Annotated in this window: 17 protein-coding genes and 1 pseudogene; 12 read left to right on the forward strand and 6 right to left on the reverse strand. The window is 61.2% G+C overall.

What is annotated here, in order from left to right; genetic code table 11:
* Positions 1-154: 154 nt before the first annotated feature.
* Positions 155-1,351 (reverse strand): LLM class flavin-dependent oxidoreductase, encoded by a 1,197-nt coding sequence (locus ACLIVD_RS39930; protein ID WP_491933438.1) that lies wholly within the window; start codon positions 1,349-1,351, stop codon positions 155-157.
* Between the two features lie 1,052 nt (positions 1,352-2,403).
* Between ACLIVD_RS39930 and ACLIVD_RS39935 the strand changes: the two genes are divergently transcribed.
* Together ACLIVD_RS39935 and ACLIVD_RS39940 are read left to right on the forward strand one after the other, a co-directional pair.
* A complete protein-coding gene (locus tag ACLIVD_RS39935; RefSeq protein ID WP_491933439.1) occupies positions 2,404-3,585 on the forward strand; it encodes a flavin reductase in 1,182 nt (393 codons plus the stop codon).
* A gap of 199 nt (positions 3,586-3,784) precedes the next feature.
* Entirely contained in the window at positions 3,785-3,931 is a 147-nt protein-coding gene (locus ACLIVD_RS39940; protein ID WP_491933440.1) for a hypothetical protein, read from the forward strand.
* Between the two features lie 167 nt (positions 3,932-4,098).
* On the opposite strand, the gene ACLIVD_RS39945 is transcribed toward ACLIVD_RS39940, so the two are convergent.
* On the reverse strand, positions 4,099-7,365 hold the full coding sequence (locus ACLIVD_RS39945; protein ID WP_491933441.1) for a protein kinase domain-containing protein: 3,267 nt from the start codon (positions 7,363-7,365) through the stop codon (positions 4,099-4,101).
* A gap of 167 nt (positions 7,366-7,532) precedes the next feature.
* Between ACLIVD_RS39945 and ACLIVD_RS39950 the strand changes: the two genes are divergently transcribed.
* The 5 genes and pseudogenes from ACLIVD_RS39950 to ACLIVD_RS39970 all read left to right on the forward strand — a co-directional run bounded on the left by ACLIVD_RS39950 (position 7,533) and on the right by ACLIVD_RS39970 (position 12,717).
* The gene (locus ACLIVD_RS39950) at positions 7,533-7,895 is read left to right on the forward strand and encodes a transposase (protein ID WP_491933442.1); all 363 of its coding nucleotides are present in this window, start codon (positions 7,533-7,535) and stop codon (positions 7,893-7,895) included.
* Positions 7,896-9,007: 1,112 nt separating this feature from the next.
* On the forward strand, positions 9,008-9,862 hold the full coding sequence (locus ACLIVD_RS39955) for a mycofactocin-coupled SDR family oxidoreductase (protein ID WP_491933443.1): 855 nt from the start codon (positions 9,008-9,010) through the stop codon (positions 9,860-9,862).
* A 346-nt stretch (positions 9,863-10,208) separates the two neighbouring features.
* A pseudogene (locus ACLIVD_RS39960) lies at positions 10,209-10,385 on the forward strand (hypothetical protein); the annotation flags it as partial.
* A gap of 240 nt (positions 10,386-10,625) precedes the next feature.
* A complete protein-coding gene (locus ACLIVD_RS39965; protein ID WP_491933444.1) occupies positions 10,626-11,186 on the forward strand; it encodes a nuclear transport factor 2 family protein in 561 nt (186 codons plus the stop codon).
* 262 nt (positions 11,187-11,448) lie between these two features.
* Positions 11,449-12,717 carry an MFS transporter gene (locus tag ACLIVD_RS39970; RefSeq protein WP_491933445.1) on the forward strand — a complete coding sequence of 423 codons (1,269 nt, stop codon included), beginning with the start codon at positions 11,449-11,451 and terminating at the stop codon, positions 12,715-12,717.
* 934 nt (positions 12,718-13,651) lie between these two features.
* Here ACLIVD_RS39970 and ACLIVD_RS39975 read toward each other — a convergent pair.
* Positions 13,652-14,311 (reverse strand): DUF8020 domain-containing protein, encoded by a 660-nt coding sequence (locus ACLIVD_RS39975; RefSeq protein ID WP_491933446.1) that lies wholly within the window; start codon positions 14,309-14,311, stop codon positions 13,652-13,654.
* A gap of 1,086 nt (positions 14,312-15,397) precedes the next feature.
* Positions 15,398-15,829 carry a DUF6292 family protein gene (locus ACLIVD_RS39980; protein WP_491933447.1) on the reverse strand — a complete coding sequence of 144 codons (432 nt, stop codon included), beginning with the start codon at positions 15,827-15,829 and terminating at the stop codon, positions 15,398-15,400.
* 215 nt (positions 15,830-16,044) lie between these two features.
* Between ACLIVD_RS39980 and ACLIVD_RS39985 the strand changes: the two genes are divergently transcribed.
* From ACLIVD_RS39985 to ACLIVD_RS40000, 4 genes are all read left to right on the forward strand, one after another.
* Positions 16,045-16,536 (forward strand): MarR family winged helix-turn-helix transcriptional regulator, encoded by a 492-nt coding sequence (locus tag ACLIVD_RS39985; protein ID WP_491933448.1) that lies wholly within the window; start codon positions 16,045-16,047, stop codon positions 16,534-16,536.
* Between the two features lie 657 nt (positions 16,537-17,193).
* Positions 17,194-17,448, forward strand: coding sequence for a hexameric tyrosine-coordinated heme protein (locus ACLIVD_RS39990; RefSeq protein ID WP_491933449.1), 255 nt, complete (start codon positions 17,194-17,196; stop codon positions 17,446-17,448).
* A 500-nt stretch (positions 17,449-17,948) separates the two neighbouring features.
* Positions 17,949-19,280, forward strand: a complete 1,332-nt coding sequence (locus ACLIVD_RS39995; RefSeq protein ID WP_491933450.1) for an MFS transporter — start codon at positions 17,949-17,951, stop codon at positions 19,278-19,280.
* A 359-nt stretch (positions 19,281-19,639) separates the two neighbouring features.
* Complete coding sequence (locus tag ACLIVD_RS40000; RefSeq protein ID WP_491933451.1) at positions 19,640-20,680, forward strand: Dyp-type peroxidase; 1,041 nt, start codon at positions 19,640-19,642, stop codon at positions 20,678-20,680.
* A 452-nt stretch (positions 20,681-21,132) separates the two neighbouring features.
* Here the strand turns inward: ACLIVD_RS40000 and ACLIVD_RS40005 are convergent, their stop codons facing one another.
* Positions 21,133-21,597, reverse strand: a complete 465-nt coding sequence (locus ACLIVD_RS40005) for a hypothetical protein (protein WP_491933452.1) — start codon at positions 21,595-21,597, stop codon at positions 21,133-21,135.
* Positions 21,597-23,981, reverse strand: coding sequence for a molybdopterin oxidoreductase family protein (locus tag ACLIVD_RS40010; RefSeq protein WP_491933453.1), 2,385 nt, complete (start codon positions 23,979-23,981; stop codon positions 21,597-21,599). The genes ACLIVD_RS40005 and ACLIVD_RS40010 overlap by 1 nt, the downstream gene beginning before the upstream one ends.
* Before the next feature lie 794 nt (positions 23,982-24,775).
* Between ACLIVD_RS40010 and ACLIVD_RS40015 the strand changes: the two genes are divergently transcribed.
* A complete protein-coding gene (locus ACLIVD_RS40015; RefSeq protein WP_491933454.1) occupies positions 24,776-25,366 on the forward strand; it encodes a DUF488 domain-containing protein in 591 nt (196 codons plus the stop codon).
* Positions 25,367-25,385 lie beyond the last annotated feature (19 nt).

Here is a 25,385-nt window from a genome sequence, read left to right on the forward strand (position 1 = left end):
ACACGCCTCGAGGTGGAGAACTGCGTGACGGTCGGGTGGCGGATCAACCCTCAAGCCGGAGAACTGCATGACCGTCGACGCTCGATGACCAACCTACGCTGCAGAGAGTGGTCGGACATCGTGCCGATCGTCGACGGTCAGGGTCGACATGCGCTCAGGATGCACCGGGGTATTTGATGGTGGCTTCCTCGATCGCTGTAGCCATCTGACCGAGGTGTAAGTCGCGGTTGGTGTTCGCCCACTCAAGGCTAGCTTCGCGGTTAGCGTTTGCGTTCTTGAAATGAGGAAGAACGTACTCGGCAAACAGCTCGAGACTACGTTTCGTAGTCTCCCAGGGCGCGCAGTCGGCAATGCTGTACAAGAACGTGCCGAAGCCACCGCTCTTCTCGACCAACTGCTCGATACGATTGATCGCCTCCTCAGGTGTACCGGCCATGATCCTGCCCCAACTAGGCAAACCATCGGTCGTCCATTCCTGGACCGCAGTCTGCGCGGATGAACGCCATGGCAGCTTGCTGCCACTGAGGGTCTCTAGGAAGCGGGTCGTCCGCAGCACTCCAAATTCCAGGTCCTCGCGTGCCTGGCGAGCCGAGGTCGACAGATGTACCTGATTTACGACGCGCCAATTCTCTCGGCGGGCAACGTGGCCGTGATCTGCGGAGACTTTCTCGTGTGTGGTCCACGCGGATGCCAGCCCGTTAGCGGCCTTCTGGTCGCCGGCCGCCAGCGAGAGCACACCAAGTCCGTGCCGGCCGGCAAGCGTAACCCCTGTCGGGGAGAAAACTGAGCCAACCGCCATAGGGATGCCATCCGGATTGAACGGCCTTAGCTGGCTTCGGGCTTCACGCAGGTCGAACCAATCGGTCTTTCGCGTAACAGTTTCACCGCGCAGCAAAGGAACTAGCACCTCGATCGCCTCGGCCATCATGTCCCGCTGTCGCCGAGGATCGATGCCCATCATGAAGGCGTCGGAGGGGAGCTGCCCGGGTCCGATGCCCATCATGACCCGGCCTTGTGTCATGTGGTCGAGCTGCAGTATGCGGTTCGCAAGGATAAGAGGGTTGTGATACGAGACGGAGCTAACCCCTGTGCCGAGATGGATCCGCTTCGTGCGTTCGCCTGCTGCGGCGATCATCACTTCGGGCGACATGATGAGCTCGACTCCAGTCGAATGGTGCTCACCGAACCAGACTTCGTCGAAGCCGAGATCGTCGAGAAGTTCCGCGAGATCAAGGTCGCGACGTAACTGCAGCGTGGGGTTTCCCTCCAGAGGATGGAACGGTGCGATGAAGGCACCGAACCGAATAGGCCCCTTAGGGGCTTCGTCCAGAGGTTCGATTTGGGGTGACATGGTTCTCCTAGATTCTCTCGCTCAGCAAGTTGTCGTGGCTCTGTGCGGTGCAATAGACCATCGACATCAGTGAAAAGCCACCGGTTGATCTCATGAGGGGGCTGGGCCCGGAGGCCGGCCTGCATCTACACCTTCGGGTCGCCGTTGGCAACGAACGCCGACCTGCCAAGACGCACATCGGCGCGAGCGCGCAAGGATGCGACAGGTTCGCGGGACTGCCGAAACGTAGCCGGTAGTCAACCGTTTGCCGCTCCCAGCACACCGCGACTGTTGACTGCGGGTTGAAAACGTCAGCGCTATGCGGATTGGGGGCTGATCGGACCCAAACCGACATGTTGCACTCTCGCTTCCATCTATTCGGTACACCGAAATACTCAGCGCCTCGACAGCAGTGTAGCAATATGGGTGACGGCTGTCACTGGCCACCGAAAGGGAGGCGAAACGTACAAGAGTGCCAGTTCGTGGCTTTTCATCGGGCGGACTCCGGGCTATCGTGAACGGACAGCAGAGCGGGCCCCGCGCCCCAAGAGGGATTCGATATACCGAACTACGATAGATGGATGAGGTGAAGATGCTTGAGAGGTAGCCCAAGGCGCTCAGCAGTCGAGTCGCCGACCCCCCAGGCTGTGGAGGGTGTTCTGCGCACTGCGACGGAATGGAAGATGTTCGGCACCGCGATCCTTGGCGCGATGCAACGTCGACCGAGGGCGGCAACGCGACCCATGGTCACCGTCGAGATGTCGAGGCCGTGGCCGAACAACCGGCCTGGTCTGTGATCCATGACGCGAGACCGTGATGATCAAAAACTCTACCGCTAAAGTGAATACACAATTTCAACGAGTGCTCCCTCCATTCCACCGGTCGCGACGGCACCCGGTCGATCATCACCGCTTCGCGTGAACGAAGTAACGCCGTCAGCTTGAGTTGCAACGCCTTTGCCCGGCGCCGCCGCGGGCGTCGTCCACGCGGAGTAAAAGAAGCCTCATTCCCGAGAGCGATACGTCGTTCAGTCTGTTCTTTCCCAAACCACGAATCGAGACAGGATCGAGCCCATGACGTCACCACTCGAAGCAACATTCTTCCGCGAGGTCCTGGGGCAGTATCCCACCGGCGTCGTGGTTGTTACAGCTATCTCAGGCTCGGGAGACCCACTTGGCATGACAGTTGGCTCATTCACATCAGTCTCGCTAGACCCCCCACTCGTCGCGTTTATGCCGAGTAAGAGTTCGAGCTCATGGCACGCGTTGCGGGAAACCGGCAATCGTTTTTGCATCAACGTGCTGAGTGCTGACCAAGAGGTCATCGGTCGGAACATTGCGATCCGCAAGTCCGATAAATTCAGCGATATCGACTGGCGTGTTTCCGACCAGGGTAACCCAGTTATCGATGGTGTGGTTGCCCACATCGATTGTAGAGTTGAGGTCATCCACGACGCCGGAGATCACGAAATTGTTGTTGCACGAGTCGAAGACCTCGGCATGCACAACAGCGCATATCCGTTGCTCTTCTTCCGCGGGGGATACGGCTCCTTTATGCCCCAGTCCCTCGCGATTCGCGAATTCGACTTGGTCGACCAATTGAAGGCTATCGACGTTGCACGTCCGCACATGGAAGAGTTGGCTAGATACTTCGATACTGAGGTAGCTGCGATGGCCCGTATTGGTGGCGAACTCGTTCTCGCGGCCACTTCCGGCACGGTCCCTGGCGCAGTCACTCCTACGCGTGTGGGGCAGCGACTTCCATTCATGCCCCCACTGGGCAGCGTGTTTGCTGCTTGGGGCGACGATAAGCTTCGCGAAACGTGGATGGCACAGGCCGGCACTTCAACCACTGACCGCGATTCCGAGAGCTACGCCACCATGCCTGAACGGGTTCGAACCAGGGGGTTTGCAGTCGCACTCGGCCACCGCGAAGTCGAACATCTGGAGCGGACTTGGACCCGACTAAATGAAGGCGACCCCAGCGTTTCGCTGAAGAGTTTTCGTGCTGAACTAAAGTTGGTCTCTCGGCGCTTCAATCCAGAAGAAATCGACGGGCTCGAACGATACGAGTTGCGATCGCTTGCTGCCCCTGTGTTCGGATTAGATGGTGAAGTAGCTTTCACCCTTGCAGCGTGGGGCCCGCCCGGCGACATTTCGCGATCCGAGTTCGACGAATACGTTGAGCAATTGTTGAAGACCTGCGCTGCTGCTAGCGACGCTATTTCCGGCGGTCACGGTGGTAAAGAGGATTGAGACTCAGCGTGAGTCCGAACGGTTGAGTTGGCCGACGAGTACCGATCTTGGGAACGCGCGACGGCGGAATTCGACCAGTGGAACCGTGAACTCACAGCCCCTGGTCAGAGCGCCGTAAGAGCGCGGCGACGATCTGCTCACTAATTATTCGGATGAGGTCCCGCCGCGTCCTAGCCAACTGCGAGCCAAAGGAACCTTCATGATCACGACATTGTTCAGGACCGTCGCGACCCCACTGGCGATACTTCTCGACCACGTGATGGAGCCACGCAGGATGCACGCCTACCTGGAGTACGTCGACGAATGCGACGAAGTGCGCACCACCGATCATCGAGAGGTGTCGTAGACCCGCACTGAAATGTGTAAATGCACAGGCGGGCAAAGTAACAGGCAGAAGCAGAGGTCTCGTGCGGGAAGATTCTGGCTTGCCAATATCGTCTATGGAATGTGTATTCGGTGCTATTTCCGCGTCGTCCAAATACTGAGCGAACACTCAGTGCAGATCTAATCGGCTTAGTCCTGTGTCCGCTTCACGACCCAAGCCGCGATTTGGGTGCGGGAAGTGAATCCCAGTTTCGTCAGGATGTGCTCCACATGACCTTGAGCGGTGCGGGGTGAGATCACTAGGCGGTCGGCAATGGCCTGGTTGGTCAGGCCTTCGGCGATTAGGTCGGCAACCTGGCTTTCTCTCTTGGTCAGTCGCGTGGACGCGTCAGGGGGGAGTGCAGACACACTGGGTCGTTGCTCGTGGAGGGCGTAGGCGATGGCCGCATCGAAGCCGAGCTGTTCACCCTTGCGGTGTGCGACTTCAAACGCTCGGTCTCCGAGCGACTGGCGAGCATTTCGATTGCAGTCCTGTTGGTACACAAGCAGGCTGGAGTGGAAGATCGTAGCCGTTCCTACTGACCGCGCCAGCGCGTCTGCAGCTCCCATAAGCACCGCAGCCCGTGATGCGTCGCCGAAGTCGCAGGCGATCCAGGCCAGCACCTCAAGACATGTCGCGGCGATGCGTGGACTGTGCACTTGCCGGGTCAGTTCCAATGATTGATTGAGCAGCTGCACCGAACGATCCCTGTCGCCCTGCCACCACTCGGCAATGCCGAGGGCCCACAGCGACTGTGACCGATACATTTTCTCTCCGCACGCTTCCGTAATCGCTAGAACGCGCTCATGACATTCGATCGCCCGCTCTGGTAAGCCAGAGAGCCCATACGCCAATCCCAACGGGTACAAGGCGCTAATTTCGTACGTGCGATTGGCGCAGTCGCTGAATACCGCGATGGCAGCTTCGAGGCGCGGGCAGGCGTCGGCAGGCTTACCACTGTAGAGGGCCAGCATGCCGTCTGCGAAAGCGGCGAGGGCCCGGATCGCGGGATCGTTGGTATGCGCCGTCAGCGCATGCCCTTCCTCGACGAGTACGCCGCCGGTCTGGAGGTCACCCTGAACATCGGCCATCACGCTGGCGCAAAAGAGCGCCTTGGCCCGTTCAAGGGCGAGAGGGCCGCTCTGGCGGTCGAGCAGGCGATCGAGCCAGCGCCGGCCCTCGCTGAAAAGGCCCTGGGAGCCCCAAAACGGGAATAGCGCGGCGGCGGTGCGCAGGCCGGCCGCGGGGTCGTCTTCGACGCCGAATTCGAGGGCCTCCCGCAGATTCGGCTGTTCTCGTCTGAGCCGGCTGATCCATTCGAGCTGGTGGGCGCTGATCCACTCGGCCTCCGCATGTAGCGCCAATGCCTCGTACCAGTCCCGGTGCCGGCGACGCAACGTCGCAGCCGCACCGGTCTGCTCGAGTTTCTCGTGTCCGTACTGGCGCAGAGTTTCGAGCATCCGAAACCGCACGACCGACCGAGCTTCCTCGCGGATCAGAATTGACTTCTCCACCAACGAGGTCAGTGTGTCGAGCAACTCGCCCGTATCCAGGTCGGCACCGCACACGCTTTCTGCGGCATCGAGTTCGAAGCTTCCCGCGAACACCGCCAGCCGCCCCCACACCAACTGCTCCTCGGCGGTACACAAATCGAAGCTCCAGTCGATGCTCAACCGCAGCGTCTGCTGTCGCGTCGGCGCCACGCGGCTGCCGCGGGTTAGCAGGGTGTAGCTGTCGGTTAGCCGCCCCAGGACCTGCTCGGGTGACATCGCCCGCAGTCGGGCCGCGGCCAATTCGATCGGCAGCGGCAGTCCGTCGAGTCGTTGGCAAATCCGGGCCACCGTGACCGCGTTGTCCTCGGTGACCTCGAAGCCGGGAACGACGGCACTGGCGCGTTCGGCGAACAGGGTCACCGCATCGTATTTGGGCAACTCCCGCAATGACGGCCTCCGATCGGGATCGGGTACGCCGAGGGGCGAGACTCGGTGTACCGCCTCCCCGCCGATGTTAAGGGGTTCGCGGCTGGTGGCCAGAATCCGCACCCGCGGACAGGTGTGCAGCAGGAGTTCGGCGAGTTCGGCGACCGCGTCCACCACGTGCTCGCAGTTGTCGAGGACCAACAGCACCTCTCGCGGTGCCAGGAACTCGATCAGGACCTCCCGCAGTGGCCTCGTCGAGTGGTCCCGGACTCCCAGTGCGCCTGCGATGGAGTCGACCAGTGAAACCGCGTCGCGCAGATCGCCCAACTCCACCAGGCGTACACCGTCGGAGTACTCGCGTTGCACCGCGGACGCGATCCGCATTGCCAGCCGGGTCTTGCCGACACCGCCGATCCCGGTCAACGTCACCAGTCGGGACCCGGTCAGCAGGTTCTTCGTCTCGGTGAGCTCGTGTCGGCGGCCTATGAAGCTCGTCAGTTCCAGGGGAAGACTTCCCGTGACGCTGACCCTTGAGGGAGTCGGTGTTCGTCGTCCGCCACGCGACGTCGGTGGCTGGTTGCTTTCCTGCGCATCGGGTTCCGTGCGGAGCGCCATCTCGTCGACCGGGAAGCCGTGGTCGCGTTGCAGGCCTCGTAACTGTTCTCCGAAGTCGGCGGCGGTGGGCGGCCGCTGACCGGGCTCGCGGGACATCGTCCGGGCGATCACCGCGGACACATCGTCCGGTAGTCCGTGCTCGCGCAGGTCGGGCACCTCCTGCGTGGTGATCCGCAAGAACTGGGCGACGACCTGCTCACCGCTGCGGCGTTCGAACGCCGCGTGGCCGGTGAGGGCGCTGAACAGGGTGGCACCGAGGCCGTAGACGTCGGCTGCAGGGCTCGGCGGGTCACCTCCGAGGACCTCCGGCGCGGTATACGCCGGCGACCCGGTCACCGCACCGGTCGCGGTCTCGAAACCACCGCTGATGTGCGCGATACCGAAATCGGCCAACTCCGGTTCGCCGTAATCGGTGAGCAGGATGTTCCCCGGCTTGACGTCGCGATGCAGGATGCCGAGCCGGTGCGCCGACTCCACCGCACCGGCCATCTTCACACCGAGGCGAAGGACCTGGTCCAGGGCGAGCGGGCCGCCTTTGCGAACTCGGGCCTCCAGTGAATCCTGCGGGTGGTACGGCATCACGATGTAGGGAAGTCCGCTGTCGGTAGCGCCGACTTGCAGGACGTTGACGATATTCGGGTGCCCGGTCAGCCGGCCCATCGCTCTCTGCTCCCTGAAGAATCGGGCCCGGTTCTCGTCGTCGAGTTCGACGGTGAGTATCTTCACCGCCACCGTGCGATCCAGGTCCACCTGGGTGCACCGGTAGACGACACCGAAACCGCCGCGGCCGATCTCCTGAACGTCAGTGAAACCAGATCCACCGAGTCCGGCGGCAGGGAACGGCGGGTACCGCTGAGTGTCAAGCGGATCACCTTCACCCATCAGACGGTCTACTCACTCCGTCGGCTCGTTATTCCTGCACCCTGGCCTCGACGGCACGACCAGTGCGTATACACCACACATCATGATTGATGGCGTGTATCAAGGGTATCGCTGCTACAGACGGGTGTCTCCCAATTGCTTGAGTCCTGTGGCGCAGGATCTTCGGTGTGACGACTAGATTCGACCGGTACGAGGTTCTGACGGACACCCAATGGGCATTGCTTGAGCTGCTTCTGCCCACTTCCAACGGGTTGAGGGGGCGAAAGTTCCAGAAGAATCGGCTGGTGATCGAGGGCATGCTCTACCGACTACGGACCGAGGTGCCTTGGCGGGATCTGCCCGCGCATTTCGGTCCATGGAAAACGGTGTGGAAGCGCCAGCGTCGTTACGTCGACGATGGGACGTGGGACCGGATCCTCACGGCGCTGGTGGCAATGGCCGACGTCAACGGCGACCTGGAGTGGATCTTGTCGATGGACTCGGGGGCGGTGCGCAAGCGTGGTGGCAGCCCACCCGTGCCCCAGGATTAGTACCTTTTGCTTCATCGTCCTGACGAGTGCGCTGATCACCTCACCGGCCGCCCCCGAAGCGGTTTGACCGCCAAGGTGCACCAACATGCGACGGTCATATCGGGCGTGTTAGAGGTTGCCGGCTCCCGGGCAGGCTGGAAAGCCGCACAATTGCGGGCTTCCCCGACGGAATCCAAGCAACTTTAGCACCGTGTTAACCGCGTCGGCATTCGCGACGATGCGCTGGCCGGCGAAGCCCTACACATCCTGAGCCAAGCGGAAATTACTGCGCCGCACACCACACCAACCTCGCTAGCGCTGACGAACAGGCCACGGCGGCGGCAGGCCATCGATCTTTGACACTGCAGTCTCAATGCCGCAACTCGCCGAGGGAGTCTGATCGCTCCTTGGGCCATCTTCATCCTCGACGGGGTAGTCGAATGGACCAATCTAATAGGAGACGAACCCTATTCGGGTGGCGAGTCGACACGGGCCCGAAATTGCCCAGCCAACTTGATGCCTGCGCCAGCGGCGCTGCGATTCGGCAGAGGCGATCGACTTCTCTGCCACGGCTGTTTAGGCGAGCGCGATCAATCATCTCTGCAAAGACAGGGAGGTCAGGTTGGAGCTTCTTCGGCGCAACGAGGCATCATTCGGACCCGGCACCTCCACGCCCGGCCCGGGCGGGATAGCGGAGCCGTCGCAGCGACCTCACGAACCCACCGCCTAACGTCCAGTCGTGACGTGCAGTCGCGCGAGCGCATCGATACCTTCGAGCCCTTGGACCATGACGCGCGGGTCGCGAACGGAAGTCTGCACACCGCCGGGACGCGCATCGGGGTTGGCGTCGCGACGAAAGAGGCGAGAATTCGTAGCGTCAAGGCCTTGCGCATAATTCTTACTACTTTTACTATTCTCTTCGTCACACTAGTCGACCACTACGGAAGACGAGGTAGCAGCGGAACCGCCGTCAGCGCCGAGAGTCGCTGAGTGTCTTCCTCTCACCGTTCCGCCTCGCACTGAGGTCGGCCGGCGGCGGCGCGGCTATCGGAGGCAGTTCACGCAATCCAGAGAGCCAAACGCCGCCCCGGCGGCATTCGCCCGGCATCACAACGAGGCAAAAGGAGATAGACGTGGGACGTTTTGACGGTCAGGTGGCAGTCGTTACCGGTGCGGCTAGGGGGCAGGGTCGTTCTCACGCAGTGACTCTCGCCCGCCAGGGGGCCGATATCGTCGCCATCGACATTGCACAATCAATCGCATCAGTTCCATATCCCCTCGCTACGCCCGCTGACCTGAAGGAGACTGTGCGACTCGTAGAGTCGGAGGGCCGACGAGTCGTTGCCTTCGAGGCCGACGTGCGAGATCAAGTAGCGCTGGACAGTGCAATCGGCACGGCAATCGAGACGTTCGGCAAGATCGACAAACTCGTCGTGAACCATGGGATCGGCGCCTTCAGGCGATTCTGGGAGATCACAGACGATGAGTGGACTGACATGATGGATGTACTCCTCACCGGGACGTGGCGAATCACAAAGGCAGTCGCCCCCCACATGATCGAGCAGCAGTCTGGGTCAATTGTGATGATTGGCTCCGTGAACGCCGTCGAGCCCGGTTTCGATTACGCCCACTACAACTCGGCGAAGGCCGGCGTGGTTGCCTTCTCTAAGAACGTCGCGTTGGAACTCGGGCGCTACGGCATCAACTGCAACTGTGTACTTCCCGGCGCGATCGATACAGATATGATTCACTGGCCTGGTTCCTACGAACACGCGATGGGACCGGGCAAGGGCCGCGCCGACCTGGAGTTTGCGATGGCGAACTGGACGGCCCTGAAGGGGCGCGGCTTTATCCAGCCGCAGGCAGTCAGCGATACGGTTGCCTTCCTGCTTTCCGATGAGGCTAAGGACGTCACTGGTGTGGTCATCCCCGTCGATGCGGGCCACTTGAACCTACCCGGCTACAACGGCGATCCCGTTCGGGTCTAGGTGACATCGTCGGCTACGGCGCGCGATCTACCACACGCGCAGGATTCAGTCACCTCGGCAATCCAAAAACCGTGACTAGGTGGTGACGATCGTTTCCGCGGTGTTAGGAGTCATCGCATCCGTCGTCCTAAGTCGCGTCGCAGGAGATGCAAAATGCACCGTGCAAAAGGGCTTCTCGGTCTCCTCTGCACACCATCGGCCGCCCGATGGTTACCGACGTGCCGCGCCTCGGAAACGGTCATGTACCACGCACGACCAGAGTCTACGCCCAGGCCTACAGAGGTCACCCGAACCCAACCGCGTCCAATAGCCAAGGGTGCCCAACACCTGAAGACGCAAGAATCAATCCCACGTTCGGTTCATTCGACTACATGACCTCTATCGGCTGTTTCGGCCCGACGCAGACATCGTAACTGGGCTTCGGTCCATAACACTCGTGACAACAGTTCACCGCTCACTGAGCTTTAGCTCTATCGGTGCCGAGATGAGTCATTCAACGGTCACGCGACATTTGCACGGTTGAGGCCGTCGCGACGCTGCGCGCGGTCGCCGCCAGCCCGACGGTCTTGGGTTCCACTCCGTCCGCCCAGCTATCCCCCCATCATCTACTTGCGCCTCTTGGTGAGCCGCACCGGAGTAGAGGCCGGAGCGACCGAAACCCGTCGAAGCGCGCTGAGTCACGAGGGTAGGTCCGCAAGTAAGCGAACTCGTTTGCAGCGCAATTGAATTTACTACCAAAGAATCTCAACCCCAGGAGGAAACAGTGAAGCAGGAACTTGAAGGACGACTTCAGGAGTTGGTCGATCGCCAGGACATCGTCGATGCGATTCAGCGCTACTGTCGGGGTCTGGATCGCGGCGATCGGACTCTGGCACTCTCTGCATATCATCCCGACGCAATTGACGACCATGGGCCGGTGGTCCTGCCGGCAGGTGAGTTCGTTGACTGGGCTCTGGGAATGCACGCCGAGCAGCATCTAACGCACACCCATCAGCTGACGAATATGGTTTTCGATATCGAGGGTGATACGGCTCATGTCGAGACGTATTACATTGGATTCTGCGAGACCAGAGTTAAGCCCAACATGCTTACCAGCGGCCGTTACGTGGATCGGTTCGAACGCCGCGACGGGAAGTGGGCGATCGCAGCCCGCGTGTCCATCACGGAATCGATCCTCAAGGTCGACAACTTTGACTTCCCAGAGGGATTCACGGAGTCCGCTCGTAGTAGTGGGCCGGCAGAACGCAGTAATAAGGATGTTTCGTATGAGCGTCCGCTCGTGATTCGGCGTGCGATTAAGGGCCAGGACGTAGCAATGTCGTAGTCGCTTGACCCGCACGATTGAGATGAGCGTCGAGTCTGTCGCGGTAGCTGGGCAGACTCGACGCCAATCGCTGTGGTGTTGAGAGTCGAGACGCAAACACTGTCTCTGGCGTACGGCATGACCAGAACTGGGCAGCCACCTTCAGGGCCCACTAATTGTCGGGTTGAAACCGCCGACCAGAGCACACGCGTCCGGCCTTGAGGGCAGACGCACTCTCCAATGTCGACGGATCCGTCGGCTCACCACTCACCGGAGGCATCACGTGAACCGATCACGCGTTCCTTATATTCTCGTGCCGATTGGCGCGGCACTAATTATGACCTCGCTGACGCTTGTCTTTACAGGCACCAGCTACTTCGTCCGACCGGTCACAGCGGACCTTGGAATAACCCGTTCCGCCTTCATGGTCCACTTCAGCCTTTTGACACTAATGTCATTAGTGACAATGCCCGTGGTTGGCCGCCTCGCTCAACGCTTCAGCGTTCGGCTGCTCGTAGCTATCGGCGGGGTTTGGATGGGCGTGGGACTCATGGCGATGTCGCTCGCCAACTCGCTTCCAATGATCTATCTCTGCGGATTCTGGATCGGATTGTCGCTTTTTCCGACGACGATGTTGCTTGCTGCAGTCCTGATCAACGCGTGGTACGTCGAGCGACGCGGAACCATGCTTGGTTTGGCGTCGGGTACCAGCGGGATCGGCGGCGTGGTCGTCTCCGCGATCCTCCCAACCTATATCGCCGATCATGGTTGGCGTTCAGGCTATTTCCTTTTAGGAATCATGGTGCTGGTGCCGATGCTCTTGGCATCGATCTTGGTTCGCAATAAGCCAGAGGACCTCGGTCTCGAACCGTACGGCGCCACTTCGGAGCTCGGAAATGTCGGGGAGCGGGCGGGAATGCCGTACCGTTTGGCTCTCAAATCGAAGCCGTTCTGGATGCTCTACGCTGGAATCCTTCTGGCCTTCACGGCCGCTGCCGGTCAGGAGCACTATCCCGCTCACCTCGCCGGGCAGGGCATCGGGTCAAACGCGATTTCAACGATAATGTCGATTTTCTTCCTGCTTGCAATCGCGGTGGTCCCGGTCGTCGGGTTCATGATCGACAAAATTCACCTCGCTCGAACTCTCGCGGTCGTCTGGGCATTGGGTACGATGGGCTGGGCCTTGATGTCAGTCGCGGGAGGGTCTTTTGTGGGGGAGACAGCTGGCATATTTCTTGTACTCATCGTGACCGCGAACGGCGTCTTCCCTGCGCTTATGGCGCGTATTGCGTTCGGCGACAGAGACTATGCCGGATTGGCAGGTATCTTGATACCGGCCAGCACAATTGGCATCGCAATCGGAGCGCCATTGTGGGGCCTGGCACACGATCTCACACATTCGTATGTGGCAGCCTTTGTTCTGAGTCCCATCACGATGGGTACTGGCTTCATTCTCTCCGTCATAGCCGTGCGGAACGCTCGCGCAAAGTGGGCGACCGAAGGCCACGATTCCACCATTCTTCCTCCGGCCGACAAGGAGCCCGCGATTTAGCCGTAGGGTGCTCACTGAATGTCGGCCCTGTCTATCGATGACGGGTTCGAAGATGGTGTTCATGTACGCACCTGATGGACATCGTGACAAGTTGGAGGAGCCGTGAGCGGCTGTGATTGATTTGCCCTTGCTGGTCGCCACCTTGATCTTGGCGTTGATTGTGGTAATCGTCTCGCTGAGCGCGGCGGTCAGGGCGGACGCCCTGGCTCGCCGCCACTCGGGTGCGTGCGCCCCCGGCCCGGGTGCTGCGGGACCGCGGGCGGTCAAGGAAATAGGGAGTCGGGAGTGGGGGTGGCGGACGATCGCGACTCGGGCTTGGTTGATCTGTGCGCTGGCCTCGGTGCTTGCTGTTGCTGTTGTCGGCGGATTGGTGTGTTTCGCGTGAGGGCGGATGAGCCTTACGCCTTCCGAACGCGAACTGTGCTGCAGTCTTAGCGAATGCCCGGCCGCACGTTCGTCATCACTTTCACCGACCCACGACATCAACGGTCGTTCGTGTGCGTCCTCATCGCGCCCCGGGTGGAGTGAGGCCGTCGGCTGTGCAGCTTGGAACGTTTCGCTTACAACCGACTGTCGCAGGGCGACGAATCGTTGCTCAAGGGGTGGCTTGTGGGGTGACGCTGTCGGTTATAGTCCGGACCGGTCCGCGTCGTAACCTGTTAGGTGACTGAACTCTTCGGTAAACGTATTGCTCGATGGGGCTTCCGCGATTTGTAGGACTCCTTTTCGCTCCTCGTCCGCGATACGAGCAAGACGCATATCGTCAACAAAGCTGCGGGGGGCTGGTTGTGATTACGATCTGCGCGGTTATCGCACATGCATCGCAAAGAATCATCCGAACTTTTAGGGTCGGCCAAGTTCTGGGATCTACCAGATGCCCACACGAATTGGGATTTGTTATATTCCCGGGCAATTAAAGGCATTGGGCAGCAGACTATTCAGCCCATTTGGTGGTCCCTGCGGGTGAACTAAGGGTGGTGAGGAGATCGATTCCGGCGACGACCAGGGTCGGCCCACCGATGGCGATCGTTCCAATAGCGGCGCCGATGCCGGCGCCGGTGACGCCGAATGGTAGACATCCGAAGACCGCGACGGGTGTTCCGATGGCGCACCCGACCAGGAACCCGAGAACAGCGCCCACGATGGTCCCGGTGAGGCTACCGATGGCGGATGCGATCCCCAGCTGTTGCTGGAATGCCGTCTGAGCTCGGGAATTCTCGACGAGGGATGCCGCGTCGTGCAGCGCAAGTTGGTTGCTCGCTTCGGGCGTGGATAACTGGTCGATGCTCGGCGTCAGGCGAAGAGTCTTGCCGTCATCGCTGACATTTTGATAGAAGGGTAATTCATGCTCGCCGATGCGATAGGCGAGGGGCAGCGAAATGACACTAGTCCCTGTTTCGTCGTTGAGATCGGCGGTGCTGTATGCAGTCAGAGCGAATGTTCCGGTGTCGATCGTGGTGATAATCGAGGCACCTTCGATGTGTGTCTCATAGTTGATCTCGGTCGGGAGCGTTTCCGCGAGAGCAGTTGTGGAACCGGCTGTGAGTGTGGCGACGAGGAGTGCGGAGGGTATGGCGAATGAAAGTAGCCTCATATGAACCTCTAGTTGGTTTGGGTAGCAGAGTGGGTGCGGGAGTGTGGCGAGCACAGCACTAGCGCTGGAGGGTGATCGCCGGCCCGAACACCGATGGGTGTGGGATTTTGCGATGGGGATATCGCCTCGGCCAGATTCGTAGAGGGCGGGTGAACTGGCGCACGCGCCATCCGCTACGTCTCTGGAGAAGCGAGTGCCGAGCGCATCGGCGTCCTGCTTGTTCGGATCTCGGGGTTCGGCGCGCTGTCGAACCTATCGTGCGCAGTGAGCGGTTTCGGCGATGATTGGGATCACTCGATCATCCTGTTCGTCTTTCCGACCCTCCTGATTCGTCGATGCTTCCTGATCGACTTGGAGTTCGCCGGTTGACGTGCAGGTCGTCTCCTGCCCGGGAGGACGTCGAGGGGTTGGGGCCGCATGGGGTACGTGGTGACGATAGTGGCCGCCCTATGTAAGCATCGCCGCCGCCAGCAAGACGAGACCGACGGCGAGTCCGCCACCAAGGGCACCAAGTGTCGGGTCCCCGATCCAGGTTCCCAGCAGAGTCATCGCCCCGATAGTGGTGGCGGAAAACAGTCCAAACGCCTTCCATCGTAGAACGTCTTCTGAGGTGGAGCGCCCTCTGAGGTGGTGCTGGTCGTGGATGATCATGGCCTAGTCCTCCCGTCCGATGGTGTCTCGGCGATCAACTGCGCGAGCCTGGAACGAGGGCGGGCATCGCAGCTTCCTACGAAAATTGCGCGTGCGTGAGGTGGTCCCGACGAAGTAGGTGATGATCTGGCTGCGGCGGTTCCGCTTCGCGGCCACGAGTGCGACCTGAGGAGCAGTCCCGCGGCTATAACGAATACGGAGGCGAGGAGCCATACCCGCGTCAGGGGGGAGCCCGATGGTCAGGGTGGTCGATTGCATTGTTTGAGGATGGTTCCGCGGGTCGGCGACGAGGAACAGGGTCGCGAGGGCGATTGAGACGACTGTGGTTGCAACGAGCATGGCTAGTCTTCCTGACAGCTGAGGAGAATCGTGGTGTCTGCGATCTCGAGCGGGCGGCGCCCGGGACGCACGGGCTCCCGAGATCTGGGATCTGGATTACCTGCGAGGAGCTACGGGGCCGTGCACGATTCGTGGGGCGGGCTGTCCGGACGCCTGCCGGGGGGCCCAGTCGGAAAGTTCGCTGAGCAACTCGGCGACCCGATCTGAGCAGTGCACGGGATCCGGTGTGGGTCCCAATCCGAGTCCCTCGACGACCAGCACGTTCCCCTGGGTAAGTCCGTGGACGCCGAGCGACCACCCGAAGGTGCGATTCCAGGCAAGAATTGTCTTGCGGCCGCGGTAGTAGGGGATCTCGCTATAGAGGGTCACGACGGCGTCGAACTCGGGGGTGCGCCACCAGTCGACCGACAAGGCGTCCACCGTCGTAGCTACGGACCCGACGTACTCACCGGCATCTGCCGGGCGTGTGGTCGGTACCTGGCTATTTTGGAGCGCCTGCCAGGCGCCTCGATGTCTTTGCGCGCTCATCGGACGACCAATGGCGCCGCCGCCAAGCGGTGTCGTCTCCCAGGCGGCGGCATGGGCGCTGCGCACGCGATCGACCGTCGCTAAGTCTGATCTGCTCGAATCGATGTGTGGAAGGTGAGCCATGAATATATCCTTGCGCGTCAAGCAAATAGTTTGTGTAAGACAAAACAGTTCTATCACACCAACTGTTGGTGGGGAAGGATAGGATGTGTGGCATGGATGGTTTGCCTGTTGTGACCGAGCCCGCGCACCGTTGTGGTGCCCTTCTCGATTACCTCGCCAGACGGATGCGATTGCACGGTGAACGCGTCCTCGAGCCGTTGGGCCTGCGGGCGCGTCACCTAGTTGCTTTGACCGTGCTACGCGACCGCAGTGGCATTACGCAGCAGGCGCTCTCGGCCACCCTGATGATGGATCGGGCAAACGTCGTCGGTCTTCTCAATGATCTTGAAGGCGCAGGCTTCGTCGAACGTATCCGGTCCCCGGTGGACCGGCGCCGCCACTTCGTTCAGCTCACGGAGGCAGGAGCGTGCCACCTGGCTGCAGCAGAGTGCGCCCTTGCAGTTGCTGAAGAAGAGGTCCTTTCCGCTCTTGCCCCGGACCAACGGGAGCAGCTCTATGAGCTGCTCCAGCAGGCGACGGCTGCGGACCACTGCTCGACGGCCGCTGACTATGCGAACTGTGCGAAAGAGGTCGAGGAGAACTAACGCGCCGCGCGTAGCGTCAGCGGAGTGTTTTAAGTGGCAGCTTCCAGCTACGAACCGTCCGCTCGCAGGCGGGTTTGTGTCTCCGGGGGTACCCCAATCGGGTGATGCATTTGGCACTTATCCGTGGTGAACGTACCGCGGCATGGAGAGCGGTTGGGCGGAGCAGGTGGGCTCAGGTCCGTCTGGATGGTGGAATTCGAGGTTCCGCTGTCTATGTCACCGGCTTCGCGGGAGCGTCCCCAACGGCAAAAGCTAAACGCCTTATGGCTTGCGGCAAGTGCACCGCTTCATCCGCCCACTCGAGACCGACAGGACGTCGTCCCCGGCGGACTCAACCCCGACTAGCTCGGGCTCTGTCGAGGGCCACATCGGCGGCATAAAGCAGCGACGTTAATTGGTCGGGTCGCCCGAGAGATGAATGCGTGCCGGGATCGTCTGAGCCCTCCGGTTGACTGCTGTGAGACTATACGCCGCCGCATAGGTGGCGCCATTGACTGTCCATGACAGTCTCGAGTATGCCCCGTAGGGGCGCACTTCCTCATTCGATACCGCGTCCCAGTGAAGGTCGAGCGGCTAGCATCGCTTGTGTTGCACATCGATGGCGCCTGCGGCGCGGCGTGATTCCCCGTTTCGACGCCACCTCGAGAGGGAGTTGTCATGAACCGTGTTCCAGATGACGCGCTCGTGCTCGTGCCGGGCGGCAGTCTCATCACCGCGACGGCCGAGGAGGGCCGTGCTCTCGCCATGACGATGGCGCGTCACAGCATCCACAACATGCAGCCCGACTTCGACGTGCTGAAAGGGGGTCGTCCCAACTATTCGACGACGCCCGAAAGCCTCATCGCCGCGAGCCAGGTGATTGCCCTAGAATTCCAGACCATTGCCGCGGCCAACAATTATTGGCGCGACTGAGCTTCGCACAACTTCACCTTCGTCGAACCCCACCGGCCCGCACGCCAGACCTGGTTCGAAGCTGAGTGTTGCGCGCGGACGTTGTAGACAATAGGCGGAGCGATCAAGAGTCGCCCGACCACTACCTGAAGGCGGTGCGGCTTTCCGAACACGTCCCCGGACAGGCCGCTCGGGTATACGCGATGGGCCCGTCGTCGTCGGCTCTCCCCGCCATCCGTTCGTAGGCCTCGGCCGTGGACGCCGTGGCGCAGGCGAGGTGGTTGGGGTCGCGGGCCTTGACCTGGATGCATGAATGCAGTGCTTTCCCTTCATCTTTCGGCGCATATCGGTCATGATGACCGAAAGGAATATGTATGTGCTAACTAATTGATGTGAAATGGTCGTGATCCATGTCCGCAACCGTTCTGTCTCCGCCCGTGATTGGGAGGGTCCGTAGCCCCGCTCTGATCACGGCGGCGCTGGCTGGATGCGGTCTCATCTGCTCCTTCATGCAGACACTCGTGGTCCCACTAGTTCCGGAACTTCCGCGGTTGCTTTCGACGAGCCCCTCGAACGCATCCTGGATCGTCACGGTCACGCTCCTGGCGGGCGCCGTCTGCACCCCGATCTCCGGGCGACTCGGCGACATTTTCGGCAAGAAGCGGGTGGCGCTCGTCCTGCTCGGCGCCATCCTGGTCGGCTCGCTCTTGGCGGCGGTGACTACCACGCTGATGCCGATGATCGTGGGACGTGCCTTCCAGGGGGCCGGCCTGGGCGTCATTCCCTTAGGAATCAGCATGCTGCGTGACACCATTCCCGCAGACCGACTGGGGCGATCCGTCGCGTTGATGAGTTCCACCCTGGGGGTAGGCGGAGCGGCCGGAATGCCGTTGTCGGCGTTCGTTTCGCAGCACTACAACTGGCACACGTTGTTCTGGATGTCGGGAGCACTCAGCATCCTCGGGGTGGTGGCGCTTTGGGTGCTCGTGCCGACGGGTCCACAACATCGGGAGATCCGGTTCGACGTCCCGGGAGCGCTCGGGTTGGCTGTGGGGCTTACAGGACTGTTGCTGGCGGTCTCCAAGGGCAGTGGCTGGGGCTGGTCCGCGGCCCCGACCCTGGTCTGTGCCGCGGGCGGAGTGACTGTGCTGCTGGTCTGGGGGTTCTATCAGTGGCGGTCACGTAGTCCACTGGTCGATCTTCGCGTCAGTGTCCGTCGTCCGGTGTTGTTGACCAACCTCGCGTCGGTCGCTGTCGGCTTCGGCCTGTTCACGTCGTCGGTGGTTCTGCCAAAATTACTCGAGATGCCCAACGTGACGGGTGTAGGGCTGGGGCAGTCGATGGTGGTGGCCAGCCTGTGCTTGGTCCCGACCGGTTTGATCATGATGGTTATGTCGCCGATCGCCGCACGGGTCTCCGCCCTTCGCGGGCCTCGCACCAGCCTGATCATCGGCGCCACGATGATCGCAGCGGGATACGGTCTGGCGCTGGTGCTGATGACGGAGGTGTGGCACACCGTCCTGGTGGGGTGTTTCACCGGAATTGGGATCGGATTTGCGTATGCGGCGCTGCCGACACTGATCATGCATTCGGTTCCTGAGAGTGAGACCGGCGCCGCAAACGGTTTGAACACCCTGATGCGGTCGATCGGTACGTCCACGGCCAGCGCCGTCGCCGCAGTGCTCCTCGCACAGAATGTCGTGATGGTGGGCGGCCACGCTTATACCACCGCAACCGGCTTCCGGCTTGCGTTCGCGGCGGCCGGGATCGCGGCGTTGGTCGCGCTCGTGATCGCTTGGTTCATCCCGCGGCGCGAAAGGGTGTATCCCGACGCGAGCGTCTCGGTCACCTAGTCCGAATACTTCGGCGTCGCGCAGCAATGGCTGGCTCCTCGGGTGGAGATTCCAGGTGCGGAGAGTGGTAGGACCTCGGATCGGCTGAGGAGTCGAACATGATCTCGGAGTTCGACTGATTAGGACTCAGGCTCCCGACCGCTATGGCGTCTAACTGGGCAAGATCCTTTGCCGACAGCGTTACCGCAGAACCAAACGCGTCTGGCCACCGCTGGACCGACCACGACTTCACCCGGCACTCATCGATCGCTACCGAGATTACGTGGTCCGGATCGGCTGACGAAGCGACCTCGATGACCGCATCATGAACGTATCAACCGACTTCGTCCGGTCCACGCAGAAGTCACAGGAGTCATGTGATGACGAACAAGAAGATACTGCCGCAGGCGGTGCTCAGCCCGTTGACCGCGTCGGCGGTGATCCTCGTGTTGCGCGTCGAGCCCGGTGGCGAATCGGTCACCCGCGCTTTGCTCGGCGACCTTGCCGATCTGCGCCGGACGGTGGGGTTCCGGGTGCCAGTTGCGCACCTCGAAGTCGTCGTCGGCATCGGCGCGGCGGTGTGGGACCGCCTGTTCTCCGCCCCGAGGCCGCGGGACCTGCACAGGTTCCGCGAACTGCGCGGCCAGCGCCACCACGCCCCCTCGACCGACGGCGACCTCCTGTTCCACATTCGTGCTACCGAACAAGGTGTGTGCTATGAACTCGCCCGGTTGATAATGAAGCAGCTCGCGGGCGCGGTAACCGTCGTGGACGAGGTGCACGGCTTCCGGTACTTCGACAGGCGTGATCTGCTCGGTTTCGTCGACGGAACCGCCAATCCCGAGGGTGACGATGCCGTCGACGCCGTTACGATCACCGCGAACGAGGACCCTGACTTTGTCGGCGGCAGTTACGTGATCGTCCAGAAGTACCTCCACGACCTGCAGGACTGGGATGCGCAGCCGGTCGACGAGCAGGAGAGGGTGATGGGACGGACCAAACTTGAGGACGTCGAACTGGCTGACGAGGTCAAACCCGCCAACTCGCACGTGGCGCTGAACACCATCGAGGACACCGACGGGAATCAACGCGAGATCGTCCGCGACAACATGCCCTTCTACAACTTTGCGACCGGGACCTTCGGGACGTATTTCATCGGCTACACCGCTGACCCGGGGGTCATCGAACAGATGCTGGAGAACATGTTTCTCGGGCGATCACCTGCCTCGCACGACCGCATCCTCGACTTTTCGACCCCAGTCACCGGATCGTTGTTCTTCGTCCCCACCGTCGCGCTGCTCGAATCCCCACCGATCACCGCTGAATCTGCCTCGACCACGGAGCCCGTCCGAAACACGCCCCCGGTCTCCTCGGACGGTTCACTGGGGATCGGCAGCCTCAAACGAAACAGTTCTCGGTGAATCACCTGACTCGACCGGAACCCGCGTCCGATGACGAAGGGGTGGGTGTTTGAAGTGCAGAAACACCATCACGAAGTGGTGATCGTAGTGGGGCGTCGGTGCGCCTCGGTTGAGGCCGCCTTGCCGACCAGCGAGTCGCAAAGGCCGTGGACGACGGTTCATCGTCCATTGACGACCAGACAGTGAGATCTCCGAGTTGCCCGGTGCGTATCTGGTTGTTCTTGGTGGACGATGCGGCGTTCCAACCTCCAACCCTTGAGCGGGTAAGCCGGCTGCGATGCTGATGGTCAAACATTCGAGGACGGTAATGAGACGGCAACCGGCGACGAGCCAGGCGTGACCCGTGCGTCGACAAGGTACCGGAGCCTGCATGATGTAGATACGGGCCGCACACCTCCGAGGCGTAGAGCTCTCAGGGCGCGAGGGCGCCGAACATCGATCAACATCGACGGTTACGGCCCAATCAGTAGGATTTGCGGGCCTGCAGCCTGCATGCGCATCCGTAGCCAAGCTAATTGTGCGGTGATCTGGGGGTGGCATCGTGCGACAACGTCCAAAAGCTCGCGGTCGCGAGCGCCCGATGCGGCTTGGGCCACCACGGACCACGTGATATCGACAAAACAAGCCAATTGGTAGAGATCTTGCAGGTCACGCAGGAGACCGATAGCGCCGTCGCGGGCAGTCGGCAGCCCGGGTGGATGCAGCCGATCCGGCTCGGGTTGCCGGCGATCCTGATACCGACCGACGATCGGGTCGAGGGCCTCGGCGTGTGGAATGCATTGGCGGGCGAAGTCTTCGCAGGCGTAGCGGACATCGGGCTCATCTGAGTGCCCATCGGAGACCAACCGATAAGAGGCGGCCAGTGTGTGTTCTGCCGAACCGAGCAAAGTCAGATAGGTAGGGAGATGCACCACCATCACCGCAATGATTCCGGCGCGCGATAGACACCGTCACCGTCAACCGGGGCCGATGCGGTGTTGGTAGGCGCCGGAGCAGGCCCCTCGCCGGCACGAATACGCTGGACAGAAACAGCGGCGACCTTGAACTCGGGTTGCTTGGAGACCGGGTCCCAGGCATTAAGCGTCAGTTCATTGGCGGCCGTTTCGTCGGATCCGCCGTAGTGCCACGGGGCGAAGACGACCCCTTCACGTACGTGTGAGACCCGCGCTGGCGCCTCGATACTGCCGCGACGTGAGCGTACTCGGACGATGTCGCCTTCCATGATGCCGAGGCGGGTGGCGTCCGGCTGTGAGATCTCGACCCACATCGACGGCGCGGCTCCCTGAAGCGGAACGGCACGCTTGGTCTTGGTTCGCGTGTGCCAGTGGTAAACGGTACGACCGGTGGTCAACCGCAGCGGGAACTGCTCATCGGGCACTTCGAAAGCGGGTTGGTACGGTGTGGTTTTGAGGATGGCGCGTCCGTCAGGGTGAAGAGCGCGGAACTCGGTCTCGCTAGCACCAACGCCGGTGGCTAGGTCATGACCAAAGTTTTCGCAGGCCTCAGCAGTGGTGGGGAACTGCGAGTCGACGTAGAGACGTTCGGTGCCTTCGGGCGAAGCTGTGTTGCACGGCCACTGCATACCGCCGTGCTCATGCAGCCGTGTGTAGCTAAGCCCGGTGTAATCCACCGGTCGCCCGGCGGTGCACAGTTTCCAGGCCTCGAATGCCTCTTCCGGCTCGTCCCACGGGGGTAGTGGTGCGCCCTCCTTATCGGTCAGGCCGAGTCGCCGGGCGTAATCGAGCCAGATTGTGAAGTCGCTGCGCGCTTGCCCGGGCGGGTCGACGGCTTGCTCGAACAGGTGCACGGTTCGGTCAACGTTGGTCGCGGTGCCGGGCTTTTCCCCCCACAATGCTGCCGGCAGCACCACGTCGGCGAGCTCTGTGGTCTCGGTTCGGTAACCATCGGACACCACGACGAAGCACTGCTCGCCTTCGAGGATGCGCCGGATGCGTTGGGTGTCCGGCATTGACACCATCGGATTGGTGCCTGCGATCCACAGGAACCTGATCGAGCCCTGCTCCGCGTAGCGGAAGATTGTGTTGGCGTCGGTCGGGGGCGCCCAGTGTGGGATGACGAGCGGATCGACGTTCCACAGGTCGGCCAGCTCCTGAACGTGCTCGGGGTTGTGCCAGTTCCGGAATCCCGGGAGGGCTGGACCGCAGCCGGTTTCACGATTGTTCTCCGCCGAGGGCTGACCGTTCATCTGTAAGATCCCTGCACCGGGGCGGCCGAGCATCCCACGCAGCAGGTGCAAGTTGTTCACCTGGCAGGATGCCGCGGTTGCCTGGTGGGACTGGTAGAAGCCCATTGAGCAAGTGGATACCACCTGATCGCTCGTGCCGAAGATCTCGGCGGCCGCGGTGATGTCTGCAGCAGGCACGCCGCAGATTTCCGCGGCCCACTCCGGGGTCGTGTCCCGCGTCAGATCCTCGAGCCGGTCGAAGCCGATGGTGTGTGCCTCGACGTAGTCGGTGTTCACGTACCCGCGAGCGATCAGCTCGTGCACCAGCGCGTTCATCAATGCCAGGTTGGTTCCATTGAGGATCGGCAAATGTACCGTGGCTCGCTCGGCCACATTGGTCCGACGCGGATCGACACAGACGAGCCGCGGTGAGTTTGGGCCGTCGAGTCGGTCGAGCATTCGAGCCCAGAGCACGGTTTGCGTCTCGGCGACGTTGTGCCCGAACAGGAAAAGCGCGTCGCAGTGATCGATGTCGGTGTAGGAGCCTGGTTGTCCGTCGCATCCGAAGCTCTCCCCGAAGGCAGAAGCAGCGGTCGCGGTGCACAGGCGGGTATTGCCGTCCATGTGCGGCGTTCCGATGCCGCCCTTCCCGATCATTGCAAGTGTGTAGTATTCCTCGATCATCAACTGGCCGGATGTGTAGAACGCATGCGAGAGCGGGCCTAGAGCTTTGAGCAACGCACGAGACCGGTCCGATACCAGGGACATCGCTGTGTCCCAGTCTGTCTCGACAAGTCGGCCACCCTTCCGGATCAGTGGCGTTGTCAAGCGGTCGCGTTGCTCACCTTGCCATCCGTACAACCCCTTCGGGCCGAGCCGGCCATGGTTAACTCGATCTTGCGCGCGGCCACGCATGCCGACCATCTGGCCGTCGGCAACTGCGATCTCCAACCCACAGCCGTTAGAACACAGGAGGCATGCACTGCGCACCCATCGATCGACGTCAACTCCCGCGACGCCGTCGACAAGGTACTCATCGACCCGTTCCGCCCATGGCGTACCGCCGGAGTGTGGAGTACGAGCACCCCAGATGTCTGCTATGCGATCCGTGTCCATATTCGACCGTCCTCTCACCGCCCCGCGAATTGCCATGAGCGAGCATCCGAACGGCCTTGGTGGCAGCCTCCAAGGTCACCCGTCGCATGTATCTCCTGCACGGTCGACTGCGCTGCACTGCGTTGTGCGCCGTCGACGACGGTTCTGCCAAGGGTACTTGGCCGCCCGTCGATCTGTCATGGTCGATCCAGTAGGATTGACGAGGGCCTAACCTCGCTGTGGTCCGAGTCGAATCGAATAGTCTGCGTGCGCAGCATCGTCCAACGGGAGCACTTCTGCCGGACGCGGTGATACAACAGGCTCAACGCGTCGACTCCTCGGACCCAGATACTGCGCAGGATGTTCGGAACTAGTTACAGTCTTTAATGTTTCGTGCGTACGCTCGCTGCTTGAGCCCGGAGAGTGGACGGACGCCGCCCGTCTCGTTGAGTACCGCCCGCACGGTAAGATGTCAGGATATGGTCGCCGGATGCGCGCAGCGCTAATCGGAATCGGCGGAGTACTTCACTCATCGATCGCATTGGCGTTGCCGCGGGACTAAACCGACCGTCGGAAGCTTTAAAGATAGGTCGATTCGTAAATCGTTGGCGTTTTCGGCACGGTATCTGCCGGCCACATTGCGGTGTCGCGAGCGCCGCCGACATGTTGCGGCCGGCCGCCTTGGCCCTCGTCTGACTTGGTCTATTCTAGGCGCGTAGTCTAACGGAGATCAGGCCCCTACTCCATGCGAGCCGTGCAAGGGCCGATTTGGCCGCCGTCGTACGGAGGGCATCGCCGACGATTGGAGTCCCCGGTTGGATGACGGAGTTTATTTGAACGAGCATCCTCCGCCGCGGGAAGTGGACTGGCCGGATGGGACAATTTTCACCCTTGGACATTCGACACTGACAATTGAGCGTTTCGTCGGTATATTGAAAATCTACGCTATTGCGGGACTCGTGGATATTCGTACGATTCCGAGATCGCGTCACAATCCACAATTCGATAGTTCCTCCTTGGCGAACGGAATGCCCGCCTATCATATTAGTTATGTGCCGATGAAATCGCTCGGCGGCCTGCGGCACGCTCACAAGGATTCTCCCAATTCCGGTTGGAGAAACAAGAGCTTTCGCGGCTACGCCGATTATATGCTGACCGCGGACTTTCAGGATGCTCTCGACATGCTTGTCCAAATGGGCCGGAAAGAGCGCGTTGCTATAATGTGCGCCGAAGCCATGCCGTGGCGCTGCCATCGTTCGTTGGTGGCCGATGCGCTCAGCGTACGCGGTGTGACAGTTGTCGATATCTTGTCCAACATCAGCTATCGGGTGCACTTGCTCACGTCTTTCGCTCGAGTCGACGGGACACGCCTGACCTACCCGCCCGATCGAACAACATCACTCTGATTGTTCCACCCCTCTACTT

This window comes from Rhodococcus sp. G6(2025) (assembly GCF_058628105.1).